General features: G+C 55.6%; 16 protein-coding genes and 1 tRNA gene. 11 read left to right on the top strand and 6 right to left on the bottom strand.

The features are described from left to right. Positions 1-570: 570 nt before the first annotated feature. The 3 genes from M2418_RS04860 (at position 571) to prfB (ending at position 5938) form a co-directional block, all read left to right on the top strand. Complete coding sequence (locus tag M2418_RS04860; RefSeq protein ID WP_405049389.1) at positions 571-1821, top strand: N-acetylmuramoyl-L-alanine amidase; 1251 nt, start codon at positions 571-573, stop codon at positions 1819-1821. 398 nt (positions 1822-2219) lie between these two features. Continuing rightward, positions 2220-4676 (top strand): penicillin-binding protein 1A, encoded by a 2457-nt coding sequence (locus M2418_RS04855; protein WP_192487619.1) that lies wholly within the window; start codon positions 2220-2222, stop codon positions 4674-4676. Positions 4677-4806: 130 nt separating this feature from the next. Then, a protein-coding gene (gene prfB, locus M2418_RS04850) for a peptide chain release factor 2 (RefSeq protein ID WP_259145094.1) occupies positions 4807-5938 on the top strand; the annotation gives its coding sequence in 2 pieces (ribosomal slippage) (positions 4807-4875 and positions 4877-5938; 1131 coding nt in all). A gap of 286 nt (positions 5939-6224) precedes the next feature. On the opposite strand, the gene M2418_RS04845 is transcribed toward prfB, so the two are convergent. Both M2418_RS04845 and M2418_RS04840 read right to left on the bottom strand, forming a co-directional pair. Continuing rightward, positions 6225-6761: a hypothetical protein gene (locus M2418_RS04845; RefSeq protein WP_250982752.1), complete on the bottom strand. Its 537-nt coding sequence runs from the start codon at positions 6759-6761 to the stop codon at positions 6225-6227. A 4-nt stretch (positions 6762-6765) separates the two neighbouring features. After that, on the bottom strand, positions 6766-7539 hold the full coding sequence (locus tag M2418_RS04840; protein WP_250982751.1) for an NAD kinase: 774 nt from the start codon (positions 7537-7539) through the stop codon (positions 6766-6768). A 352-nt stretch (positions 7540-7891) separates the two neighbouring features. Here M2418_RS04840 and M2418_RS04835 point away from each other — a divergent pair, with 352 nt between their 5' ends. The 3 genes from M2418_RS04835 to M2418_RS04825 all read left to right on the top strand — a co-directional run bounded on the left by M2418_RS04835 (position 7892) and on the right by M2418_RS04825 (position 9360). Next, positions 7892-8803, top strand: coding sequence for a PhzF family phenazine biosynthesis protein (locus M2418_RS04835; protein WP_250982750.1), 912 nt, complete (start codon positions 7892-7894; stop codon positions 8801-8803). Between the two features lie 65 nt (positions 8804-8868). Continuing rightward, a complete protein-coding gene (locus tag M2418_RS04830; protein WP_192487907.1) occupies positions 8869-9081 on the top strand; it encodes a hypothetical protein in 213 nt (70 codons plus the stop codon). Positions 9082-9144: 63 nt separating this feature from the next. Continuing rightward, the gene (locus tag M2418_RS04825) at positions 9145-9360 is read left to right on the top strand and encodes a hypothetical protein (RefSeq protein WP_259145092.1); all 216 of its coding nucleotides are present in this window, start codon (positions 9145-9147) and stop codon (positions 9358-9360) included. A gap of 238 nt (positions 9361-9598) precedes the next feature. Here M2418_RS04825 and M2418_RS04820 read toward each other — a convergent pair. Together M2418_RS04820 and M2418_RS04815 are read right to left on the bottom strand one after the other, a co-directional pair. After that, positions 9599-9674, bottom strand: a tRNA-Lys gene (locus tag M2418_RS04820). A 194-nt stretch (positions 9675-9868) separates the two neighbouring features. Continuing rightward, positions 9869-10120, bottom strand: coding sequence for a GlsB/YeaQ/YmgE family stress response membrane protein (locus M2418_RS04815; protein WP_192487625.1), 252 nt, complete (start codon positions 10118-10120; stop codon positions 9869-9871). A 330-nt stretch (positions 10121-10450) separates the two neighbouring features. Here M2418_RS04815 and M2418_RS04810 point away from each other — a divergent pair, with 330 nt between their 5' ends. The 5 genes from M2418_RS04810 to M2418_RS04790 all read left to right on the top strand — a co-directional run bounded on the left by M2418_RS04810 (position 10451) and on the right by M2418_RS04790 (position 18619). Beyond that, on the top strand, positions 10451-13111 hold the full coding sequence (locus M2418_RS04810) for a mechanosensitive ion channel domain-containing protein (protein WP_405049378.1): 2661 nt from the start codon (positions 10451-10453) through the stop codon (positions 13109-13111). A gap of 108 nt (positions 13112-13219) precedes the next feature. Beyond that, entirely contained in the window at positions 13220-13483 is a 264-nt protein-coding gene (locus M2418_RS04805; RefSeq protein ID WP_250982747.1) for a hypothetical protein, read from the top strand. Positions 13484-13664: 181 nt separating this feature from the next. Then, a complete protein-coding gene (locus tag M2418_RS04800) occupies positions 13665-16178 on the top strand; it encodes an FAD-dependent oxidoreductase (RefSeq protein WP_259145091.1) in 2514 nt (837 codons plus the stop codon). 151 nt (positions 16179-16329) lie between these two features. Next, positions 16330-17157 (top strand): response regulator, encoded by an 828-nt coding sequence (locus M2418_RS04795; RefSeq protein ID WP_192487629.1) that lies wholly within the window; start codon positions 16330-16332, stop codon positions 17155-17157. 229 nt (positions 17158-17386) lie between these two features. Continuing rightward, the gene (locus tag M2418_RS04790; protein ID WP_405049388.1) at positions 17387-18619 is read left to right on the top strand and encodes an adenylate/guanylate cyclase domain-containing protein; all 1233 of its coding nucleotides are present in this window, start codon (positions 17387-17389) and stop codon (positions 18617-18619) included. A 46-nt stretch (positions 18620-18665) separates the two neighbouring features. Here M2418_RS04790 and M2418_RS04785 read toward each other — a convergent pair whose 3' ends face one another. Both M2418_RS04785 and M2418_RS04780 read right to left on the bottom strand, forming a co-directional pair. Beyond that, on the bottom strand, positions 18666-19892 hold the full coding sequence (locus M2418_RS04785; RefSeq protein WP_259145088.1) for a GNAT family N-acetyltransferase: 1227 nt from the start codon (positions 19890-19892) through the stop codon (positions 18666-18668). A gap of 101 nt (positions 19893-19993) precedes the next feature. Continuing rightward, on the bottom strand, positions 19994-21130 hold the full coding sequence (locus M2418_RS04780; protein ID WP_250982744.1) for an LLM class flavin-dependent oxidoreductase: 1137 nt from the start codon (positions 21128-21130) through the stop codon (positions 19994-19996). Positions 21131-21159: the final 29 nt, after the last annotated feature.

Below are 21159 nucleotides of genomic sequence, written 5' to 3'. Positions count from 1 at the left end.
GATGTTTACCGCTTGGCGCGCGTCAACTGACAACAGCGAGGCGAAGGGCAATGCAAAATGCTTGCCGCTTTGGCCTTGTATGTAAGAAAGCTGTTGCAACGACACCATTTGCCCAAGCCGGTAATACGATAATAACTGGCCCCTTGAGGCCGATGAGTTTGCCCTTCCAGAAGGGCGGACGGTGGCATGCCACCGGGTATATGCCCGGCTCATGCCGGAATTGTTCCAGTTTCAGGAAAAATGTAGCGACGGCAGATGATTCCCGTTTTGCAGCGCCAGCGTCTTTACGATTGGCAGCCCTACGGGTATCTATCCCGTTAACATCTAAACCCTCAATTTGTGTTGTATGGTTTATCCGGCTCAATAGCAATAGGCACGCTAAATATGCCATATTGCTGGAGTAATTCAGGCGTTAACAAATGCTTCACCAATGGCTGTGAATGTGGTCTGACACGGACCGAAACAGGGCAGGGCGGCGCGGTTTCGAGAGGCATTGGGGGCTTTTGAAAGCACTTTTGCTAAAATGACGAATATGAAAAAAAGATTTGGGCTGTCATGATTATTGCACAAATGCGGGCGGCAATCCGGTGCTCGACGCGTATTACGCTGCGAATCACCATTGCAGCCACTCTGACGGCAGTCACTTTCTTCTCCGTTCCAAGCGCTGCTTTTGCAATCGGCGAGAGTTCAAGGATGGTGGCGAGCGCGGCCCGCATCGCCGGAAATGAAGCCCGCACCCGCGTTGTCATTGATTTTGCCGAAGAGCCGGAATTCGAGGTGCATTATCTCGATTCGCCGGAGCGTATCGTCGTTGATCTTCCATCCACCGATTTTGCATTTCCTGCCAAGGATCTCGAGGCTGCCGGCCTTTTCCGTGACGTGCGTTTCGGCACGATGGACGAGGGCCGCGCCCGGATCGTTCTGACCGCCAAGAAACCGGTGCGCCTGGCCATATCCGAGGTGCAGCCAAATTCTGAAGGTAATGGCGTTCGTCTGGTGCTGGATGCTGAAATCACCGACAAGGCGACCTTTGCCAATCTGGTCAAAGACCAGAGCTGGCAACCGCCATCTCCGGTCACCACCGCCTCGGTTGATGGCGTTGTCAGCGGCAAGAGTGACCGGCAGGCCCAGTTCATCATCGCAGTTGATGCAGGCCACGGCGGCATTGATAATGGTGCGCAGGGCGGCAAGACCGGTACGCATGAAAAAGACATTACCCTTGCCTTTGCCAAGGAACTGACAGAGCGGCTGAACAAGGAGCCCGGCATTCAGGCCGTGCTGACGCGCGAATCCGACGAGTTTCTGGCCCTTTCCGAGCGTGTGCAGATCGCCCGCCAGAAAGGCGCTAATCTTTTGATTTCTCTGCATGCCGATACGCTCAAACAAAAGGGCATTCGTGGCGCAACCGTCTACACCATATCAGACCGCGCATCCGACCGCATGGCGGCTGAACTGGCTGAGCGCGAAAACCTGTCCGACGAACTGGCCGGTGTTGCCATGCCGGCAAGCCAGCCGGAAGTGGCCGATATCCTGCTCGACCTGACACGGCGCGAGACACAGGCGTTCTCGGTGACCTTGGCCGGTAATATCCTGGCGTCGTTTGAAGGGCAGATCGGCCTGATCAACAACCCGCATCGCTATGCCGGTTTCCGCGTTTTGCAGGCGCCTGATATTCCCTCCATTCTGCTGGAAATGGGCTTCCTGTCCAATCCGGAAGATGAAAAGCTGTTGCTCGATGTCGAATGGCGTAAAAAGCTGGCCGATGTCATGGCAAAGGCGGTCGGAAAATATCACAATCAGTTCGTCGCCAACGGCGGTTGAAGCGTCCTATTTCCAGTAACTTTTTCGTGGGGTCGTGGCTTTTGCGGCGCCAAATACAACCGCAGGGTTTGCTGCGGGACAGGCGGCTTTCAGCTGTTTGACCTGTTGCGATAAGGTGACCCTTGGCCGGAAAAGGTCTTGGCAATGGCCCTAATGCCCGCTTTACTGGGGTAGGGCCCTATTTTACTCACATTCCCGTCGTTACTCGGCATATGTGTGGGTGACTCGTCGCTTTTGCATAAAAGACTTAGTTTGGTGTGGCTTATGACCGGCTATATTGGCAAATGCTGATGTCCCGGCTTGTCATTGCCGGAGTGGTGTGCAAAACCGCACCGACTATGCGAAAATGCGCTTGATGGTGAGCGCGAATGCCACGTTCGGATTATCGGTAGCTTTATATGATAAGACTGATTGGATATTTCTTCGGTATTGCAAGCGCGCTTTTCCTGTGCGCTGCTGCAGGGGCTGCGCTTTATCTCTACACCCTTCGCGAGCAATTGCCGGACTATGCCGTTCTCAGCTCCTACGAGCCGCCGGTCACGACCCGCGTTCACGCCGGCAATGGTGCGTTGATGGCAGAATATGCGCATGAAAAGCGCCTGTTCCTGCCCATCCAGGCCATTCCAGACCGCGTGAAGGCTGCGTTCCTCTCCGCAGAAGACAAGAATTTCTACAACCACCCTGGCGTTGATATCTACGGTCTTGGCCGCGCTATTCTGGTCAACATCCAGAACCTCGGTTCCGGCCGTCGCCCGGTTGGTGCATCGACCATTACTCAGCAGGTCGCCAAGAACTTCCTGTTGACCAATGACCAGACCATCGACCGCAAGATCAAGGAAGCGATTCTGTCCTTCCGCATCGAGCAGACCTATTCGAAAGACAAGATTCTTGAGCTTTATCTCAATGAAATCTTCTTCGGTATGAATGCCTACGGTATTGCCGGTGCCGCACTGACCTATTTCAACAAGTCGGTCACCGAACTGACCATTGCCGAAACTGCCTATCTGGCATCGCTGCCGAAGGGCCCGGCCAATTACCACCCGTTCCGTTACGAGAAGGCTGCTCTTGAGCGCCGTAACTGGGTGATCGACCGTATGGCCGAAAATGGCTACATCAACACCGCCGATGCGTCGGAAGCAAAAACCCAGCCGCTTGGCGTAAATCTGCGTCGCGGTGGTGCCCACCTGTTTGCGTCTGACTACTTCGCCGAAGAAGTCCGTCGCCAGATCGTTGATAAATACGGCGAGAAGGCCCTGCTGGAAGGTGGCCTTTCGGTTCGTACCTCGCTTGATCCGGTCTTGCAGGTTGAAGCCCGCAAGGCGCTGCAGGACGGTCTTCTTGACTATGACGAGCGCCGTGGTTTCCGTGGCCCTGTCGATGAGATTGACGTATCCGGTGATTGGGGCGCTGCCCTTGCCAAGATCCGTCCGCTGCGCGACGTGCCGGAGTGGAAACTGGCCGTGGTGCTGGATGCTGGCGACCAGTCCGTTGATATCGGCATGCAGCCGGAAACCGATGCCGGTGGCAAGGTTGTTCAGGACCGCGTCCGTGCAAGCATTCCAGCGGAAAACATGAAATGGGCTTACCGCGATGCGACCGGCAAGCGTAACACCGCCAAGTCGCCAAGTGGCGTTCTGAAGGCTGGTGACGTTGTCTATGTCCAGGCATTGACAGAAAACGGCAATACCTTCCGTCTTCGTCAGCCGCCGAAAGTGCAGGGTGGCCTCGTTGCCATGGACCCGCATACCGGCCGCGTACTCGCCATGGTCGGCGGTTTCTCCTACGGCCAGTCGGAGTTCAACCGTTCCACGCAGGCCATGCGCCAGCCGGGTTCGTCATTCAAGCCGTTCGTTTACGCTGCAGCGCTCGACAATGGTTATACGCCAGCTTCTGTTGTGATGGATGCGCCGATCGAGATCGTCTCTGGCGGTCAGGTCTGGCGTCCGCAGAACTACGGTGGTGGTTCCGCTGGTCCGTCGACACTGCGTCTCGGTATTGAAAAGTCCCGTAACCTGATGACCATCCGCCTTGCAGACGACATGGGCATGAACCTTGTTGCGGAATATGCGGAGCGTTTCGGCATTTATGACAAGATGCTGCCGGTTCTCGCCATGTCGCTCGGTTCGGGTGAAACGACCGTGACCCGTATGGTCTCTGCCTACGCGGTTCTGGCCAATGGCGGAAAGCAGATCAAGCCAACCGTGATCGACCGTATTCAGGACCGTTACGGCAAGACGATTTTCCGTCACGAAGAACGCACCTGTGAAGGCTGTAACGCGCAGACCTGGTCAGGTCAGGACGAGCCGACCATCATCGATAACCGCGAACAGGTTCTCGACCCGATGACGGCCTACCAGACAACATCGATGCTGGAAGGCGTCGTCACCCGTGGTACGGCCGCTGGCAAGATTCCGGTGAAGGATCGTCCGGTTGCTGGCAAGACAGGCACCACCAACGATGAAAAGGATGCCTGGTTCGTGGGTTACACACCGGACCTCGTGGCTGGCCTTTACATTGGCTTCGATACGCCAGCACCGCTTGGTCGTGGTGGCACCGGTGGTTCGCTTGCAGCGCCAATCTTTGGCGAGTTCCTCGCAGCTGCTGCCAAGCACACACCGCCCGGCAAGTTCATCGTACCTGAGGGCATGCAATTCATCGCCGTCAACCGCAAGACCGGCATGTATGCCAATGAAGGTGATCCAGACACGATCATGGAAGCCTTCAAGCCAGGCACCGGCCCGGCCGACAGCTTCTCGGTTATCGGCATGGAAAACTACATGTCGCCGGAAGATATCATGCGTGCATCACCACAGGCACAGCAGGCCATTACCAACGGTGGTGGCGGGCTTTACTAAGCTCCAGACAACAATGCAGCGAAGGCGCGGGTCTTTACATCCGCGCCTTCGGCATTTATGCACCGGGGCCAGTTTTACTGAGTGGATGAAGACGTCCAGAGACTTTCAACGAAGGTGAAATAGCAGCGAAATGCGCAACGAGATTGTGAATGTTGTCGACGAAATCAAGCAGGCCATAAGCCTGCTGAGGAGGCATCTTTGACTGGGACCAGGCGATAAGACGACTGGACTGGTTGAATAACAAGGCAGAAGATCCGAACCTCTGGAACGATGCCACAGAAGCACAGAAGCTGATGCGTGAGCGCCAGCAGCTTGACGAAAGCATCAGCGGCGTCAAAGCCCTCGAGCAGCAGGTCAACGATAATATCGAATTGATCGAGATGGGCGAGGAAGAAGGCGATCAGGATATCGTCAAGGACGCCGAAGAGGCATTGAAGGCGCTGCGCAGCGAAGCCAACCGCCGGCAGGTCGAAGCGATGCTGTCTGGTGAAGCCGACGCCAACGACACCTATGTTGAAGTTCACTCCGGTGCTGGCGGTACTGAAAGCCAGGACTGGGCCAGCATGCTGTTGCGCATGTACACCCGCTGGGCTGAACGCCAGGGCTTCAAGGTTGAAGTGCTGGAAGTGCATGACGGGGAAGAGGCGGGCATCAAGTCTGCAACCATTCTCGTGAAGGGCCACAATGCATTTGGCTGGATGAAGACGGAATCGGGCGTTCACCGTCTGGTGCGTATTTCGCCCTATGACAGCAATGCGCGCCGTCACACTTCGTTCTCGTCGATCTGGGTTTACCCTGTCGTTGATGACTCGATCCAGATCGACATCAATGAAAGCGATTGCCGCATTGATACCTACCGTTCGTCGGGTGCCGGTGGTCAGCACGTTAACACCACCGACTCGGCCGTGCGTATCACGCATATTCCAACCGGTATCGCTGTGGCCTGCCAGCAGGAACGCTCTCAGCACAAGAACCGCGCCAAGGCGTGGGACATGTTGCGTTCGCGCCTTTATGAAGTCGAACTTCAAAAGCGCGAAGAAGCGGCCAATGCACAGGCAGCCTCCAAGACCGATATCGGCTGGGGTCACCAGATCCGCTCCTACGTTTTGCAGCCCTACCAGCTGGTCAAGGACCTGCGTACCGGTGTGGAAAGCACCGCTCCGAGCAACGTGCTGGACGGCGATCTGAACGAGTTTATGGAAGCCGCACTGGCTCACCGCATCAGCGGCGGTGCCGATATTGATGTTTCCGACATCGACTGATTTCAATATCTCCGTAAGGTGTATTGAAAACAAAGCATTAGAGCCTGTTGATGAATCAGATCGTCAGCGACTTGATTCAGTTTGACAGCACCAAAAGAACCCACCGATCATGATCGGCGGGTTTTCTTTTGGCGGCAAGGCGCTGCCTGAGATCAAGACCCGGGAGAAGACCAGGCATGTGGGGCATTCATTTGCTCGGGCATAAAAAATCCCCGGTCGAAGCCGGGGATTGATCATGTCGGAAGTGATTGGTTCAGAACCGTCGAAGGCGGCTGCCCCACAGCGGTCAGTTCGAGGCTTTCTCGATCTTCATGTCGCCCAGCTCATCGATCAGCACTGTCCAGGCTTCAGTCTCAGTCGACATCGGATCGGTCTTCAGGTGAACGGTAACAAACAGGCCCGGCACATTGCCGTTGCCTGACGAGCTTTCCGGACGAATGTCGGTGACATAGGCCTTGAACTTCGAAAACTCTTCCAGCTCCACCGTTTGGATCAGGTCAGGGCCATTTGGCGTGTAGGCAATCTGCTGCAGAAAGATGCGTGCCGTGCCGTCATTCTGTCGCATCGCAACGACCTTGTAATAACCACGGCGTGGCGGTGCGGCCGCAGGAGGCGCTGCTTCCGAAGTCGCTGTCGTGGTCGCTGCTGCAGCGGGGGCCGGCTCGTCTTCCCAAAGGCCGCTGCTGGCGACGAAAATGGCCGCGACAGGCAGGTCCTCGATGGGGGAGGTTGGTGTCGTCTGCGCGTGAACGGCTTGCAGCGAGAGCGCAAACAGTGCGGCTGTCAGGAGGGTTTTTGTAACAAGACCTGGCATTTTCATCATTTCATCAGTTCGTGAATTGTTCAGCGAGAATTCGGTCCGACCATGAGCGGTCAGGATCGGACAAAATCACCGCAGTTCTATCCTGGGATTGTGCGATACGCACACTTACCACGGATTTAACCTCGGTGTGATCCGCAACCGCATTGACGGGGCGTTTTTCAACTTCCAACACATGAATATCCACCGTCACCTTGTTCGGTAACAATGCACCACGCCAGCGGCGCGGACGAAACGCGCTGACCGGGGTCAATGCGAGAAGGGGTGATTCCAGTGGCAGGATCGGCCCGTGGGCGGAGAAGTTATAGGCAGTGGACCCTGCGGGCGTTGCAACCATAACGCCGTCACAGATCAATTCCTCCAGCCGTATCTTGTCATCGACGGTGACCTTCAGCTTTGCAGCCTGGTGCGACTGGCGGAAAAGACTGACCTCATTCATGGCAAGGGCGGTAAATTCCGCTCCATGCACATCCGTCGCGATCATTTTTAATGGGTGGAAATCATTGCCGGTGGCAATCGCCACACGCTCATGCAGGTTGTCGACGCGGAAATCATTCATCAGGAAACCGACTGAGCCGCGGTTCATGCCATAGACACGTTTGCCGGAATTCATGGTTTCATTGAGGATCTGCAATAGAAAGCCATCGCCACCCAGCGCAATGATGACGTTTGCCTCGTCAAAGGGGGCGTTTCCATACCGGGCAATCAATGCTTCGCATGCGGCGCGCGCATCCGGTGTGTTGGCGTGGACAAATGATAGCGACTGTTGTGAACCGGACATGCAATCTACCTTTTGGAACAGTACCTTGGTACAGGAAGTCAGGAGGGTGCGACAAGCTCTTTCAGGCCCGCAGCCGGCGCGTTTTATGATGCATGGCCTGATATTTTCGAACAAACGTCACAATGGTGGGCTCCCTGTCTGATTTGATGCTCCCTATAGGCGGAAAATGGCAGTTCCTTATGACGGTGTCTGAAAATATGCGGCCGTTATGAAAACTGTTCACCATGCGCACGATTAATGGCGCTCGGACTTTATCAGTTGCAATGCCCATCATTTGCGGGCTTGCAGAGAAAGCCGGGGTCGGGCAGGTTGCGGCAAAAGCATAAGGAATAAAAAACGGCAGGAGACTGGTGTGGCGATCGAATACAGTATCTATGATGTTTTTACCGACAAACGTCTTGAGGGAAATCCTCTCGCAGTCATGTATGATGCTGATGGGCTTGACGACAAGACGATGCAGGCTATCGCCCGCGAGATGAACCTGTCGGAAACCGTGTTCATCCGCAAATCCGATAACCCTGCCTATGCCGCATCCTTACGCATTTTCACCCCCGGTGGTGAACTGCCCTTTGCAGGCCACCCGACCGTTGGGGCTGCCGTGGCACTGGGGGAGCGTAACCCCAATGGCGGTGACGTCGATATGGTTTGCGTTCTCGAGGAGAAGGTAGGACCGGTCCGCTGCGCCATCCGGCTTCGCAACGATGCGCCGGGGTTTGCCGAATTCGATTTGCCGCGAAAGTCTTCCCGTATCGATCTGCCGCTTGACCGCGCGAAGCTGGCCGATGCACTCGGTGTCAGCGAAGGCAATATCGGCTTTGAAAATCACGTGCCGTCGATCTGGACGGCTGGTGTGCCATTCCTCCTGGTGCCGCTACACAATATTTCCACCATCAGGGAAATGGATTTTGATCCGCAGTTGTGGGAACGCTCGGCGCCGCTGGTGGAGGGGAGGCTGGCTGCCTGCTACGTTTACTGTCGTGGTGGTGTGAACCACACCGCAAAATTCCACGCGCGTATGTTCTCGCCTGAAATGGGCATTGCCGAAGACCCGGCAACCGGGTCGGCGGCCGCGGCACTGTCCGGCGCCATCCATCATTTTGACGGCCTGTCCGACGGGCATTATCCGGTGATGATAGAGCAGGGCGTCGAGATGGGTCGTCCGTCCTTCATCCATCTGCATATCGATGTGAAAGACGGTGATATTTCCCGCGCACGCATTGGCGGCAGTGCCGTCCGCGTGGCCCACGGCACCATGGATATTTGATAAAAGCCTGAAAATTGGAACCATTTTTGTGGATTGCTCGTTTCCCTGACAGAAGGAGAAACGCGATGCAACACACGGGTAACGGCTCAGGTAGAAGTGGTAGCCGTCAACTGACGGCCGCAAATGGCGGAGCAAACTACTCTCCAAACATCATCCATTTGCATGGAACCCATGTGGCAATGATCTTTCGGCGTTTCTGTCCAAATCCTCTCGATCTGCGCAGCGAGCGCCGGTCGGTGACGGATAAAGGTTCTGACGAACACGGTAAGAAAGCGTGATTTCGTGAACCTGGAATTGCGGGTTACTCTTCTCGCGCAGTGAAACAGCGAAAGGAGAATGAAATGAAGGCAATTGTCATAATCGCCTCGACACTTGCGCTTTCGGCCCCTGTAGCGTTTGCCGAATGCGCCGGACATACCAAGCTGAACACATCAGCTGCAGTCGATACTGAAATCAAGACGGCAAGCATTGCCAAAACGGCAGATCAAAAGACCGATGAAGTCTTGATCATGCAGAAAAAAACTGAGACGCCCGAAACAGCTCGGCAAACAGAATAACAATATTGGTTTGATGTGATCCCTCGTGCCCTTTCTCCAGTCGGGCGCGGGGGATTTTTTACGTCACGACGAATGCAAAAATGATATGTCCGACGATTGAGATAGCCAGAGCGCCAAGAAGAACGATAAGCAAAATGCGGCTCATGACCCATCCTCGAAATCTGCATGAAAGACATGAGACGAGAGGCGGCGAAGTTATTTCGCAGTCTCTAATTTCACAGTCATTTCAGGAAGTTAATGGTGGGTGATGTAGGGCTCGAACCTACGACCCGCTGATTAAGAGTCAGCTGCTCTACCAACTGAGCTAATCACCCGCCGCCGCCCTCAGGCGGTGTGAGGGGGGCTATAAAGAGGAAAAAAAGGAATGTCCAGCGCGGAAATGAAATTTCTTCGTTTTTTATGACAAAAAAATTTCACTCACGCTGGACACGCCCATCTTTTTCCCGAAGATCAACGGTGGAGAATGCTCTCGGGAATGACTGTTAGTCGTTTGTAAATACAGGAGGAATCACCTCCGGAATGCACGTCCGACGGCAATGAGTATGCACGCGCCAACAAAGCCAGCAATGAGATAGCCCAGCCAACCGGTCAACACGACGCCAAACAACGATAGTATCGCATTGGCGACAATCGCACCGATGATACCAAGGATGATGTTCATCAACACGCCAAGATTGCTTTTCATGAACTGTTCAGCGAGCCATCCGGCGACACCACCAATGACAATTGCTGCAATCCAGCCAACACCTGCAGATTCCATGATTTCCTCCCACGCTAACTGCAAGTTTAAATTTGGTGATTCTAATATTAAAATACAAGGGAAAACAGCGGCTCTACAGCGTTTCTGGCCTAAAAAAGGACATCAGAAGCCGCTTGGAAGCCCTATTGTCGCGGCAATCGTTTTTCATAAACCGCTACGCGCATTATTTTGCGGCAAATTGCACGCCGAATTGCGGGTAGTCGAGGGGGATTGAACAAGGGCTCAAGGCCATTTTGCCGGGCCAATTTTCGATCCTTCACACAGGTTTTGAATATTTTTGCGTGACACGTATGAAACTGATGTTCGTTGTGTGCTTGTTTAAACAGCGTGATGAATTTCAGATTCGGGTCGCAAGTGATTCCGTACGCCGGAAAGGTAATTGACGTGTTTGGCATTCCTGACGCCCGGCGTTTGCCGCGGCTAGCTGTATTGATTGTTCTTTTGTCGCTCAGTGCTTTGTGTGCCGTGCCTTCGTTGGCGCTATCGCAGGATGGAGTACCGGCGGATGCGTCGTCACCGATTGAGCAGATGCGGACCGACCTGCAAAACAACAAGGCTGCACTTGGTAAACTGGCAGAGACCGTTGAAGCGGCAAAAGATGATGATGCCAGACTGGTGGACCTTAAGGCCCAGTCCGATGCCATTGCGTCCAATGCGGTTAAATCTTCGGTCAGCCTGCGCCCACGTTTTGAGGCCGCCAAGACCCGTCTCGATGAACTTGGCGAACCGCCGAAGGATGGCCAACCGCCAGAAGCGCCGATCGTCACCGAAGAGCGCAGCCGTTTGATTGCCGAAAGAGCTGACATCAATGCGCTGACGGGCGAGGCCGAACAACTGTCCACGCAGGCCAGCCAACTGTCCAACCACATTACAGATCTGCGCCGGTCTCTTTTCAAGGATACGCTTTTCAAGCGCACTGAGATTTCGCTGAATGTGTTTTCGGCTGCCGGTTCCTCGCTGGTCAACGAAGTGTCGTCCTTCCAGCGGGTGGTTGGCAGCTGGTGGACCTTCGTGTGGAACTACAAGCCGCTTCAACTGCTGTCTGCCATCTTCCTGTCTTTGCTGGCCGCCATGCTGTTTCTGGTCGGCGGCTACAAGTTCCTTGGCAGCCACATGGAACGCAGTGCCTTCTCGGGCGAGCCGGGTTATATCCGCCGCCTTTCGGTGGCCTTCTGGTCCACCATGGTGCAATCGGCCACGGTCGTAGCTTTTCTGGTGGCATCGGCGTTTTTGCTTGAAAACTTCAATGTGCTGCGCTCAGACATTGCGCCGATCGTCTTTACGGCCATGGGCTTTACCGGTCTGGTTTATTTCGTCTGGCGCCTGACCTATGCGGTGTTTGCGCCCAAGCACCCGAACTGGCGTCTGGTTCGTGTCAGCAATACCGGAGCGCACCACCTGACTTGGGCTGTGCTGGCCATGACCGTGGTCAATGGTTTCGACTATCTGCTGAGCGGTATCAGTGAGGCGCTGTATTCACCTGTTATCCTGACGGTGGTGAAAAGCTTCGTTGCATCGGTCATTGTCGGTATCATCCTCATCATCATGTCCTTCATGCACCCGGTCATGCAGAAGGATGCAGATCCGGCCGCACCCGGACAACGCCTACCACGCTGGATGAACGTGTTGTTTCGTCTGGCCGGCCTGTTTATCATCGGTGCGTGTTTGACGGGATATGTTGGCCTTGCTCGGTTTGTGTCGACACAGATTGTCGTCACCGGTGCCGTGCTGGCTACCATGTATATTGGCATTCTCTCCGGCAAGGCGATTTCCAAACAGGGCATATTTGCCGATTCCGTCGCTGGCAGTTTCCTGTACCGGCGTTATGGCCTCGGTCCTGTGTTTCTTGACCAACTGGGACTTGTTGCCGGTCTTGGCATCTATGTTGTCGCACTTGCCTTTGGTGTGCCGCTGATCCTGTTTTCCTGGGGCTTCCAGCCCGGCGATATCGAGAACTGGGGCTATCGGTTGCTGACTGGTATTCCGGTTGGCAACACCAATATCTCGCTGCTGGCGGTGTTCGGTGGCATCGCGGTTTTTGCAATCGGCTACATCATCACCCGCTGGTTCCAGCGCTGGCTGGACAACAATGTCATGGCGCGCAGCAAGGCTGACGCCGGTGTGCGCAACTCGGTCAAGACGGGCATTGGTTATCTCGGTATCGCCATTGCCGCCATCTTCGGTGTTTCCTCCGCCGGGCTTGACCTCTCCAACCTCGCACTGGTGGCCAGCGCGTTGTCGGTCGGTATCGGTTTTGGCTTGCAAAATATCGTGTCCAACTTCGTGTCAGGCCTCATCCTGCTGGTGGAGCGTCCATTCAAGGTCGGCGACTGGGTGGTCACAGGCGCGACCGAAGGCACCGTCAAGCGCATCTCGGTGCGTGCGACCGAAATCGAAACCTTCCGCCGCCAGTCAATCATCGTGCCAAACTCAGAGTTCATCAATTCTCCGGTTGGCAACTGGACGCACCGTAACCGCATTGCCCGTTCGGAAATTCCGGTTGGCGTCAGCTATGAGGCTGATCCAGGCAAGGTCATGGACATCCTGCTGGAACTGGTGCGCGCCCAGCCGCTTATTCTGAAAAATCCTGAACCGCATGTTGAATTCTTGCGCTTTGGTGACTTCTCGCTTGATTTCGAAGTGCGCTTCTTCCTGGCCGACCTGTCGGACGGTTTGCCGGTTCGTAACCAGCTGCGGATCGATATTCTCAGACGCTTCCGCGAGGAGGGCATTGATATCGCCTCGCCACAGCGCAATCTCAATGTGCATGTCGACCGTGACAACTCGCAGGCTCTGGCCAGCAAACTGGTGGAAGAGAGCGAGAAGCTAGCGCGGAAGGAAAAGGACGCGGAAGAGGGCGAGGGCGGAAATGTCGAGGTGAAGCCTGAACCGCAACAGGTTGAGGCGGCGGCGAACACAAAAGCGGCCGGCAAATCTGCTGACGGTGTGTCCACTAGGCCAACCGCCAAGTCGACAGACAAGAAAGGCTGATTGCCACTATTCAGCCTCTATTCATGGCGTGCCCCTTAGAATCACCGCATACTCTTTTTGACAAAGAGATTGGGCTATCAAGGGGGCGGCTACATCAGCCGAAAACGCATGAAGCATGTATTGTCCGTGATGACGGTTATTGTTCTGTCTGCGACAGCGGCTGTCTCGGCTACTATTACCAATAGCGACGCGGAGCCGGCCTCTCTGGCCGTTAGCGAGGGTGGAAATCGGTTTGATGTGGTGATTGCACCTGGTGCATCGGAACAGGTCTGTGCCTCAAATTGTTTCGTTACCTTCCCGAATGGCGACCGTATTGCGCTGGAAGGCACGGAAAATGTTGAAATCGTCAAAGGTTCTGCTGTCGTCAAGTAACGGCGCGCAGTGGCGATTTTCCGTGTTTTAAAAGCAATTTGCCAACCGTCGCGGCAAGCCTTGCGCATGTCGTAAACAGGCACCTGATATCGCTCTCAAATTGCATATTCTGACATCCGCCAGCAGTTTCGCAAAAGGCCGCACCAAAAGCGGCCGGCATGCCTCAGAGGGATTTCGGATTATGAAAACACATGCACGGGCCGTTGTTATCGGTGGTGGGGTTGTCGGTGTCTCGACGCTTTATCATCTGGCCGCCAAGGGCTGGAGCGACAGCATCCTGATTGAGCGCAAGGAACTGACATCCGGTTCCACCTGGCACGCTGCTGGCCTGCTGCCGCTGTTCAACCTCAGCTATTCCGTGGGGCAGATCCACAAATATTCCGTCAAATTCTATGAGGAATTGCAGGAAGAAACCGGCATGAATGTCGGTTTCTCCAAAGTGTCCAACATTCGTCTGGCCCGCAGCAAGGATCGCTGGGACGAATTTATGTATTATGCCGGTATCGCCGAAACCATTGGTGTCAACGTCAAGCTGCTGACCCCGGAGCAGTTGAAGGAAGTCTGGCCGCTGGTAGAAACCGACGGCATTCTCGGCGCAATCCAGCACCCCGATGATGGTTACATTCAGCCGGCCGACCTGACGCAGGCACTGGCCAAGGGTGCGCGCGACAAGGGCGCCACCATTTACCGCAACACCACGGTTACCGCCATCGAGCAAATGGAGGACGGCAAGTGGAAGGTGACGACCGACAAGGGGGAGGTGATTGCCGAACACGTCATTTCCTGTACCGGCAACTTTGCCCGCAAGACCGGTGAGATGGTTGGCATCAACATTCCCGTCATCCCGGTCGAACACCAGTATATCGTCACAGAACCGCACCCGGCCATTCTCGAGCGCAAGGCCAAGGGCCTGCCGGAAATGGGTGTTCTGCGTGAATCCGACAGCGCCTGGTACATGCGCGAGGAAGCCGGTGGCCTGATCCTTGGCCCTTACGAGCATGGTGCGCCGGTCTGTTATGTTGATGGCCCGTCGCCGGAAAGCGAATATGAACTGTTCCAGGAAGAGCTGGAACGCCTGATGCCGCATATCGAAACGGCAATTGCGCGTGTGCCGATCTTCGGTGAGGTTGGTATCAAAAAGGTCTATAATGGCGCGATTGCCTATACGCCGGATGGCAACCCGATTGTGGGCCCGGCACCGGGCCTGAAAAATTTCTGGCTGAATGAGGGCCATTCCTTCGGTATTACCGCAGCCGGTGGTGCCGGCTGGCAGCTCGCGGAATGGATTGTCGAAGGCGAACCAAGCCTCGACATGATGGGCGTCGATCCGCGTCGTTTTGGCCCCTATGCGACCGAGGGCTATCTCATCGCCAAGAATGAAGAAGCCTATGCCAACGTCTTCACCATGCATTACCCGGATGAAGAGCGTGCCGCGGCGCGTCCACTCAAAACAACACCTGTCTATGACCGCCTAAAGAAACTCGGTGGCGTGTTCGGCTCTGTCTATGGCTGGGAGCGTGCCAACTGGTATGCGCCAGAAGGTTACGAACTGCCGGAAAGCGAAAAGGGCGTCGGCGTCGATGTTCTGACCAACCACAATTATGCGCCACCGCTCGATGATGGACGCACGGTCGAAAAATGGTCGTTCCGCCGCTCCAACTATTTCGAGCATGTCGGCAATGAGGTGAAGAATGTCACCAACAATGTTGGCGTTCTCGACATGTCGGCCTTTGCCAAAATGGAAGTGTCAGGCCCCGGCGCACGGGCTTGGCTGGACAGCATTCTCGCCAATGCCATTCCCAAGAAGCGCGGCCGTATTGCGCTGACCCACCTGTTGACACCGGCCGGCGGCGTCAAGGCGGAATTCACGGTTTATGAATGGGCACCAGGTCGTTTTTACCTAGTTTCGGCAGGCGGTCTGGAAGCCCATGACCATGATGTTCTGCGCCGTCTGGCACCGACAGATGGTTCGGTGGTGCTGCAGCCGATCACCCAGAAATATGGCGTGCTTGTTCTGGCTGGGCCCAAGTCGCGTGACCTGTTGAAGAAGCTGACCCGCACCAGCCTCGACAACAAGGATTTCCCATGGCTGACCGCCAAGGAAATCTCGGTTGGTGTGGCGCGCGCCCATGCCTTGCGCGTCAACTTCGTTGGCGAACTGGGCTGGGAACTGCATCACCCCATCGAAACCCAGAACTATATTTTCGACCAGTTGATGGAGGCCGGTGCCGAGTTCGGTATCAAGCCGTTTGGTATTCGCGCCATGGTGTCGATGTCGGTCGAAAAGTCCTATCGCAACATGGGACGTGAACTGTCGGTGGAATATAACGCCTACGACTCCGGCCTTGATCGTTTCTTGCGCCCTGAGAAATCCTTTATCGGCCGCGATGCGCTGGTCGCCTATAAGGAGAAGGGCGTCAAATGGATATTCTCGACACTGGTGGTCGAGGGCAATACGGATGTCGATGCGCGTGGCTCGGAGGCAATTTACAATGCGGACGGTACGCTGGTCGGTCGTGTGACGAGTGGCGGTTTTGGCTGGCGTGTCGGCAAATCTCTGGCGCTCGCCATGCTGGCACCGGAGTTTTCTGAAATCGGCACACAGCTAAAAATCAAGATCCTCGGCAAGTTGTATGACGCTCAGGTGGTGGCAGAAAGCCCGTTTGATGGCGATAACCAAGTATTGCGGGCCTGATTTGCACACGTGATACAACACCATCAGCCCCGGCGTAGGTGTCCGGGGCTGATTTTAAATAGTGTATATCAGCAATACGCGATTAATTATTCCGCAAAAACTATTGGTTACAGTCCGGCGCAGAGGGGCTTTGTCCACAACCGGGGGTGTCATGAACTTTTTAGGAATTACCGGGATGCAATATTCCGGTGTACCGTTTTCTGCGCAACGCATCATTCTTGCCGAAGACACCAACGTCTTTACCCAGCTGGTCAGCACACGCCTGATGGATATGTTGGGTGTACAGGTTACCATTTGCCGCAACTTCGAAGAGTTGCAGGAAGCTTATGATGCCGCAGATGGTCCGATTGATTTGGCGATTTCCAACATCAATCTGCCGGGCGCTGAAAACGGCGAGGCGCTGGAATATCTGATCGATCTTTCCGTGCCGACCATCGTGTTCACCAGCACGTTCCATGAGGCGACCCGCGAAAAGCTGATTGCCAAGGATGTGGTTGACTACATCATCAAGGACAACGTGTTTGCCGTGGATATGCTGACGGAATCGGTTTGCCGTTTCCTGACCAACAGCCGCCATCACGTTCTGATCGTGGACGATAGCCCAACCGCGCGTGCGCTACTGTCCAGCCGTTTGAAGCGTTATAACTTCCGCGTCAGCCTGGCTGAAAGCGGTGCCAAGGCGCTGCAGATCCTCAAGGACAACCCGGATATCGGTCTTGTCGTGACCGATTACAACATGCCTGACATTGACGGTTTTGAACTGACACGCCGCATTCGCACCATGCGCGGTTCGCATGAATTGCGTGTCATCGGTGTGTCGTCATCGACCAACCGTCTTTTGTCGGCACGCTTCCTGAAGGCCGGCGGCAACGATTTCATGCTGCGACCTTTCATCGATGAAGAGTTCTATTGCCGCGTCAACCAGAACCTCGACACGCTGGTACAGATACGCATGGCAAAGGTCGGTCGCGCCGCCTAAGTGGTTGATATCATCAACTGAAATTTCAGAAACGCCCTCTATGGCAACATAGGGGGCGTTTCGCCGTTTTGGCTGCCGGTGCGATATTTTTGCTTCGCCAGCGAATAATTAGGCCGCCATTTTCTTTCTGTCCTTGTTGGTGGCGAAATTCGTTCCTATCTTCACCCCGTAGCGTGTGGGGAGGATGCGCGGGAGAATGGCTGGGTTTTTTCAAAAGCCAGCTGAGCAAATGGAGCATTCCTTGGATATCACTGAACAGGCTGCGCAGGCTAAGCCCCTTGCGCCTTGGCCTACCACCCCGAACGATATTCTTGACTGGCTGATCAACGGAACCAGCCAGGAGCCCTTTATTGACCATTTGCTGAAAGGCCTGTGTGAGCGCATTGCCGCCTACGGCCTTCCACTGGCCCGCTCGTCCATGCATTTCAGAACCCACCATCCGGAATGGTTGGGTGCGCGCCTTTTGTGGGAAACGGGCTTTGACGAAGTCCAGATCGACATGTTTGGCCGTGATATGCTGCGCAGCGGCCAGTACATCAAAAGCCCGGTCAACGAAATCCTCGATGGTGCCGACGAGCTTCGCAAGAAGCTGGACAAAGAGATTGAGAATGGTGGCTGGCACGATTTTTATCATGAGCTGAAGCAGCAGGGCATTACCGATTACGTTGCCTGGCCGGTGATCCACACCCGTGGAAAACGCCATGTGGTGACTTTTGCCACCAAACAGGAGGGTGGTTTTTCGCCTGAACATATCGTCTTCCTGAAAGACCTTCTGCCGGTGTTGTCAATGGTGACGGAAATCCGCGTCAAGAACATCATGGCGCGGACTTTCTTGGAGACTTATGTCGGCCCTCACGCCAGTGAACAGATTTTGGCAGGTGCAATCACCAGAGGGTCCGGTGCTACCATGAGCGCCGCCATCATGATCTGCGACCTTCGTGGCTTTACCGAAATCTCAGATCTCTGGCCACGCGATGATGTGATTGAAATGCTGAACGGCTATTTCGATGCACTTTCCGAGCCGGTTGAAAATCACGGTGGCGAAATTCTCAAATTCATGGGCGATGGTCTGCTTGCTGTTTTCCCGATGGACAATGAAAATGCCTGCCACAATCTGCTGGAGGCCATCCGCGAAGGCCAGAAGGGCATGGAACGTCTGAATGCCGAAAACCAGCGGCGCGACAAGCCTAATCTGCGTTACGGCGTTGGCGTGCATGTCGGGGACGTGATGTATGGCAATATCGGCTCTAAGCGACGGCTCGATTTCACAGCCATCGGCCCGGCGGTCAACATCGCATCGCGGCTGGAAAGCCTGACCAAGGAAGTCGGCCACTCTGTGCTGTTCTCCAAGGAGTTTGCGAAAAAATCCGGTCACTGGAAAGAATTGAAGCCGCTTGGCAGTTTCATGCTGCGCGGTCTCGGCGAACCTTTCGAGGTCTATGCCATGCCCGAGGAAAGCTGATCGAAGAAAACTGATTCAGCACCCGCGCATTTTCTGCTGCATTCCCTCAGAATGAGATGCCCGAATGTGGCTTCTGTTCGGTCGCAAAGACCCTGTCGAGTGCGTCGATATCCGCGCGGTCGCCGCGCAGGCGACCGGACGCAGCTAGTAACCAGGCCGGGGATGCGCCAAACACCAGTTCCGTCAACGTGTCGATTGGCAGGCCGATCTTTGGTGTCTCACTCGACTTTGCTGCGCCATCTGCGCCAACCGTCCATACGCCATTATTGTCTGCGATCAGCGGATCGGTGACCTTTATCACCACACGGGCGTTGCTGTCGTAAGAACGGGCGTTCAGCAGCTTCTGCAGATCGAGTGGGCGTATCCAGCTTTCATCGCGTAGTTCCGACGTCTGCACGGCGCGCAGATTTTCAACCAGTCGCGGCAATGGATCATCGACGGGACGTGACGGTAAAATGACCTTGTGCAGAATATCCTGCGACAACACATGGCCGAGTAGCGCCCGCCAGGCATCGTCATCATGAGCGATCAGATCATCGACAATGGCCGTGCGCTGCGTTGAGGTAAACCAGTTGTCCGTTGCCTGAATATGGAAACGGATATAACCGCGTTCCGCCCCTTCAGCGCCAACCACCACGGCATGATGCGGGGTGGACCCATGGCGGGTGCGAAACTCCTGAATTTTCCACCAGCCGTCCCAGCGTTGCAGGCTGGCAGAACGTGGCAAGGGCGCTGCAGCGGCAACCCTCCGGAACAGATCAAAACTCTCATAGGCATCAACCACGCGCAAATCCTTGCGCCGCTCTGACGGTGGTCGCCCGCCATTGGCAAGGTCAACATCCTGCCGTACCGCCCAGGAGGCGACGCCATATCCGTAACGTCCATAAATACGGGCGTCCGATGCACGCAGGCCCGCCACCACATAACCCTCGGCATGGGCGCGCTTTAACTGCTCGCTTAACAGCTTACGGGCAATGCCGTTGCGTGTCTGGGTCGGCGCGACACCAACATGCGTCACCGCAAGGTGACTGACGTAATTGCCGCCGGGTAGGGCAACAGTACCGCCATAACCATTGACCACCCCCTGTAGTTCACCGTCGATAAATCCACCGAGCGGTGAACCGCTTTCCAGATAGGCGGTTTCGGCCTTCGCATCGGCGTGACCAATGTCGCCAATGCCAAGCATGGCTTGACGAAACTGGGCAAAGGCCTGTCGCTTTTCTTGCGTGCTGGTAAGGGCGCGAACCTCTATGGGGCGGGTCTGTTCAGTCATGTGGGATATCCCGAAAATTGAAAGCAGCAAAGCACGCGCACTGCAGTATCAATGCGCAGCCGTCTTTTGTGTCCTGTCAGGGCAGGACACCAGTCTCTACATCACGACACCGGTGCCAGAAGACCACGGGATTTCAGGCGGGCGGCAGCGCCTTCACCGAAATGCCATGCTTCTTCCAGATGCGGTTGGCCGGAGAAGATGAAATGATCAAACCCTGCCTTGTGGTAGGTCTCGATCAGGTCCGCGACCTGTTCATGGCTGCCGACCAGCGCGGTTCCTGCGCCACCGCGCACGAGGCCGTATCCGGACCACACACCGGGGTGGATTTGCAGTTCACGGGCTGACTTTGGCAGACCATCCCGTTCAGCATGCAGCGCCGTCATATGGCTTTGGCCGACGGATTCCGATTTTGCCGCAAGGCTTTTGGCGTTTGCCACCTGATCAGGGGAAACCCAACCGAGCAGCTTGTCGGCCACCGCCCACGCCTCATCCTCGGTGTCGCGGGAAATCACATGCAGGCGAATGCCAAATTTGAGGTCGCGACCCTTCGCCGCCGCCTGTGCCTTCAGCTTCTTGATGTTGTCGGCCTCAAGTTCCGGCTGGCGTCCCCAGACCAGATAAACGTCGGAATGCGAGGTGGCGACCTCGGTTGCTGCGCCGCTTGCGCCACCGAAGAAGATCTGCGGCAGCCCGTAAGGTGCCGCATTGATGCGCGCTTCGCGGATATCGTAATGTTTGCCCTTGAAGGAAAACGGCTCTTGGGCGCTCTCGTCGGAGACGCCGCGCAGCACCTGAATGAACTCGGCCGTCCGCTCGTAGCGTGCATCGTGGTCAAGGTGGTCGCCAAACCGCGCCTGTTCAAAACGGTCGCCGCCGGTCACCACGTTGAGCAGCAAACGGCCCTGCGTCACCCGCTGGAAGGTAGCGGCCTGATGCGCAACCAGAGTTGGCGAAATCAGACCGGGGCGAAAGGCCACCAGAAATTTCAGCCGTTTTGTCTCGGCAGACAGGGCTGCGGTGGCAATCCATGCGTCTTCGCACCATGTGCCGGTTGGGGTCAGCACAGCGTGAAAGGGCTGGGCTTCTGCTGCCCGTGCGACCTCACCAAGATAGGCGAGGGTGGGGGCGCGGTAACCGCCGGCAAAGTCGATAAGGTGGCTGTCATTGCCCGAACCGGTCAGTCCGCGGCTATCGCCATTGGTTGGCAGATACCAGTGAAGATGAATTTTGCCACTCATGACCGGGTCTCCGAAGCGACGGATGAAGG

The organism is Rhizobium sp. BIGb0125 (genome assembly GCF_024810055.1).
GTDB lineage: Bacteria > Pseudomonadota > Alphaproteobacteria > Rhizobiales > Rhizobiaceae > Agrobacterium.
The sequence above is the reverse complement of the archived record's forward strand: the minus strand, read 5'-3'. Positions and strand labels throughout refer to the sequence as shown.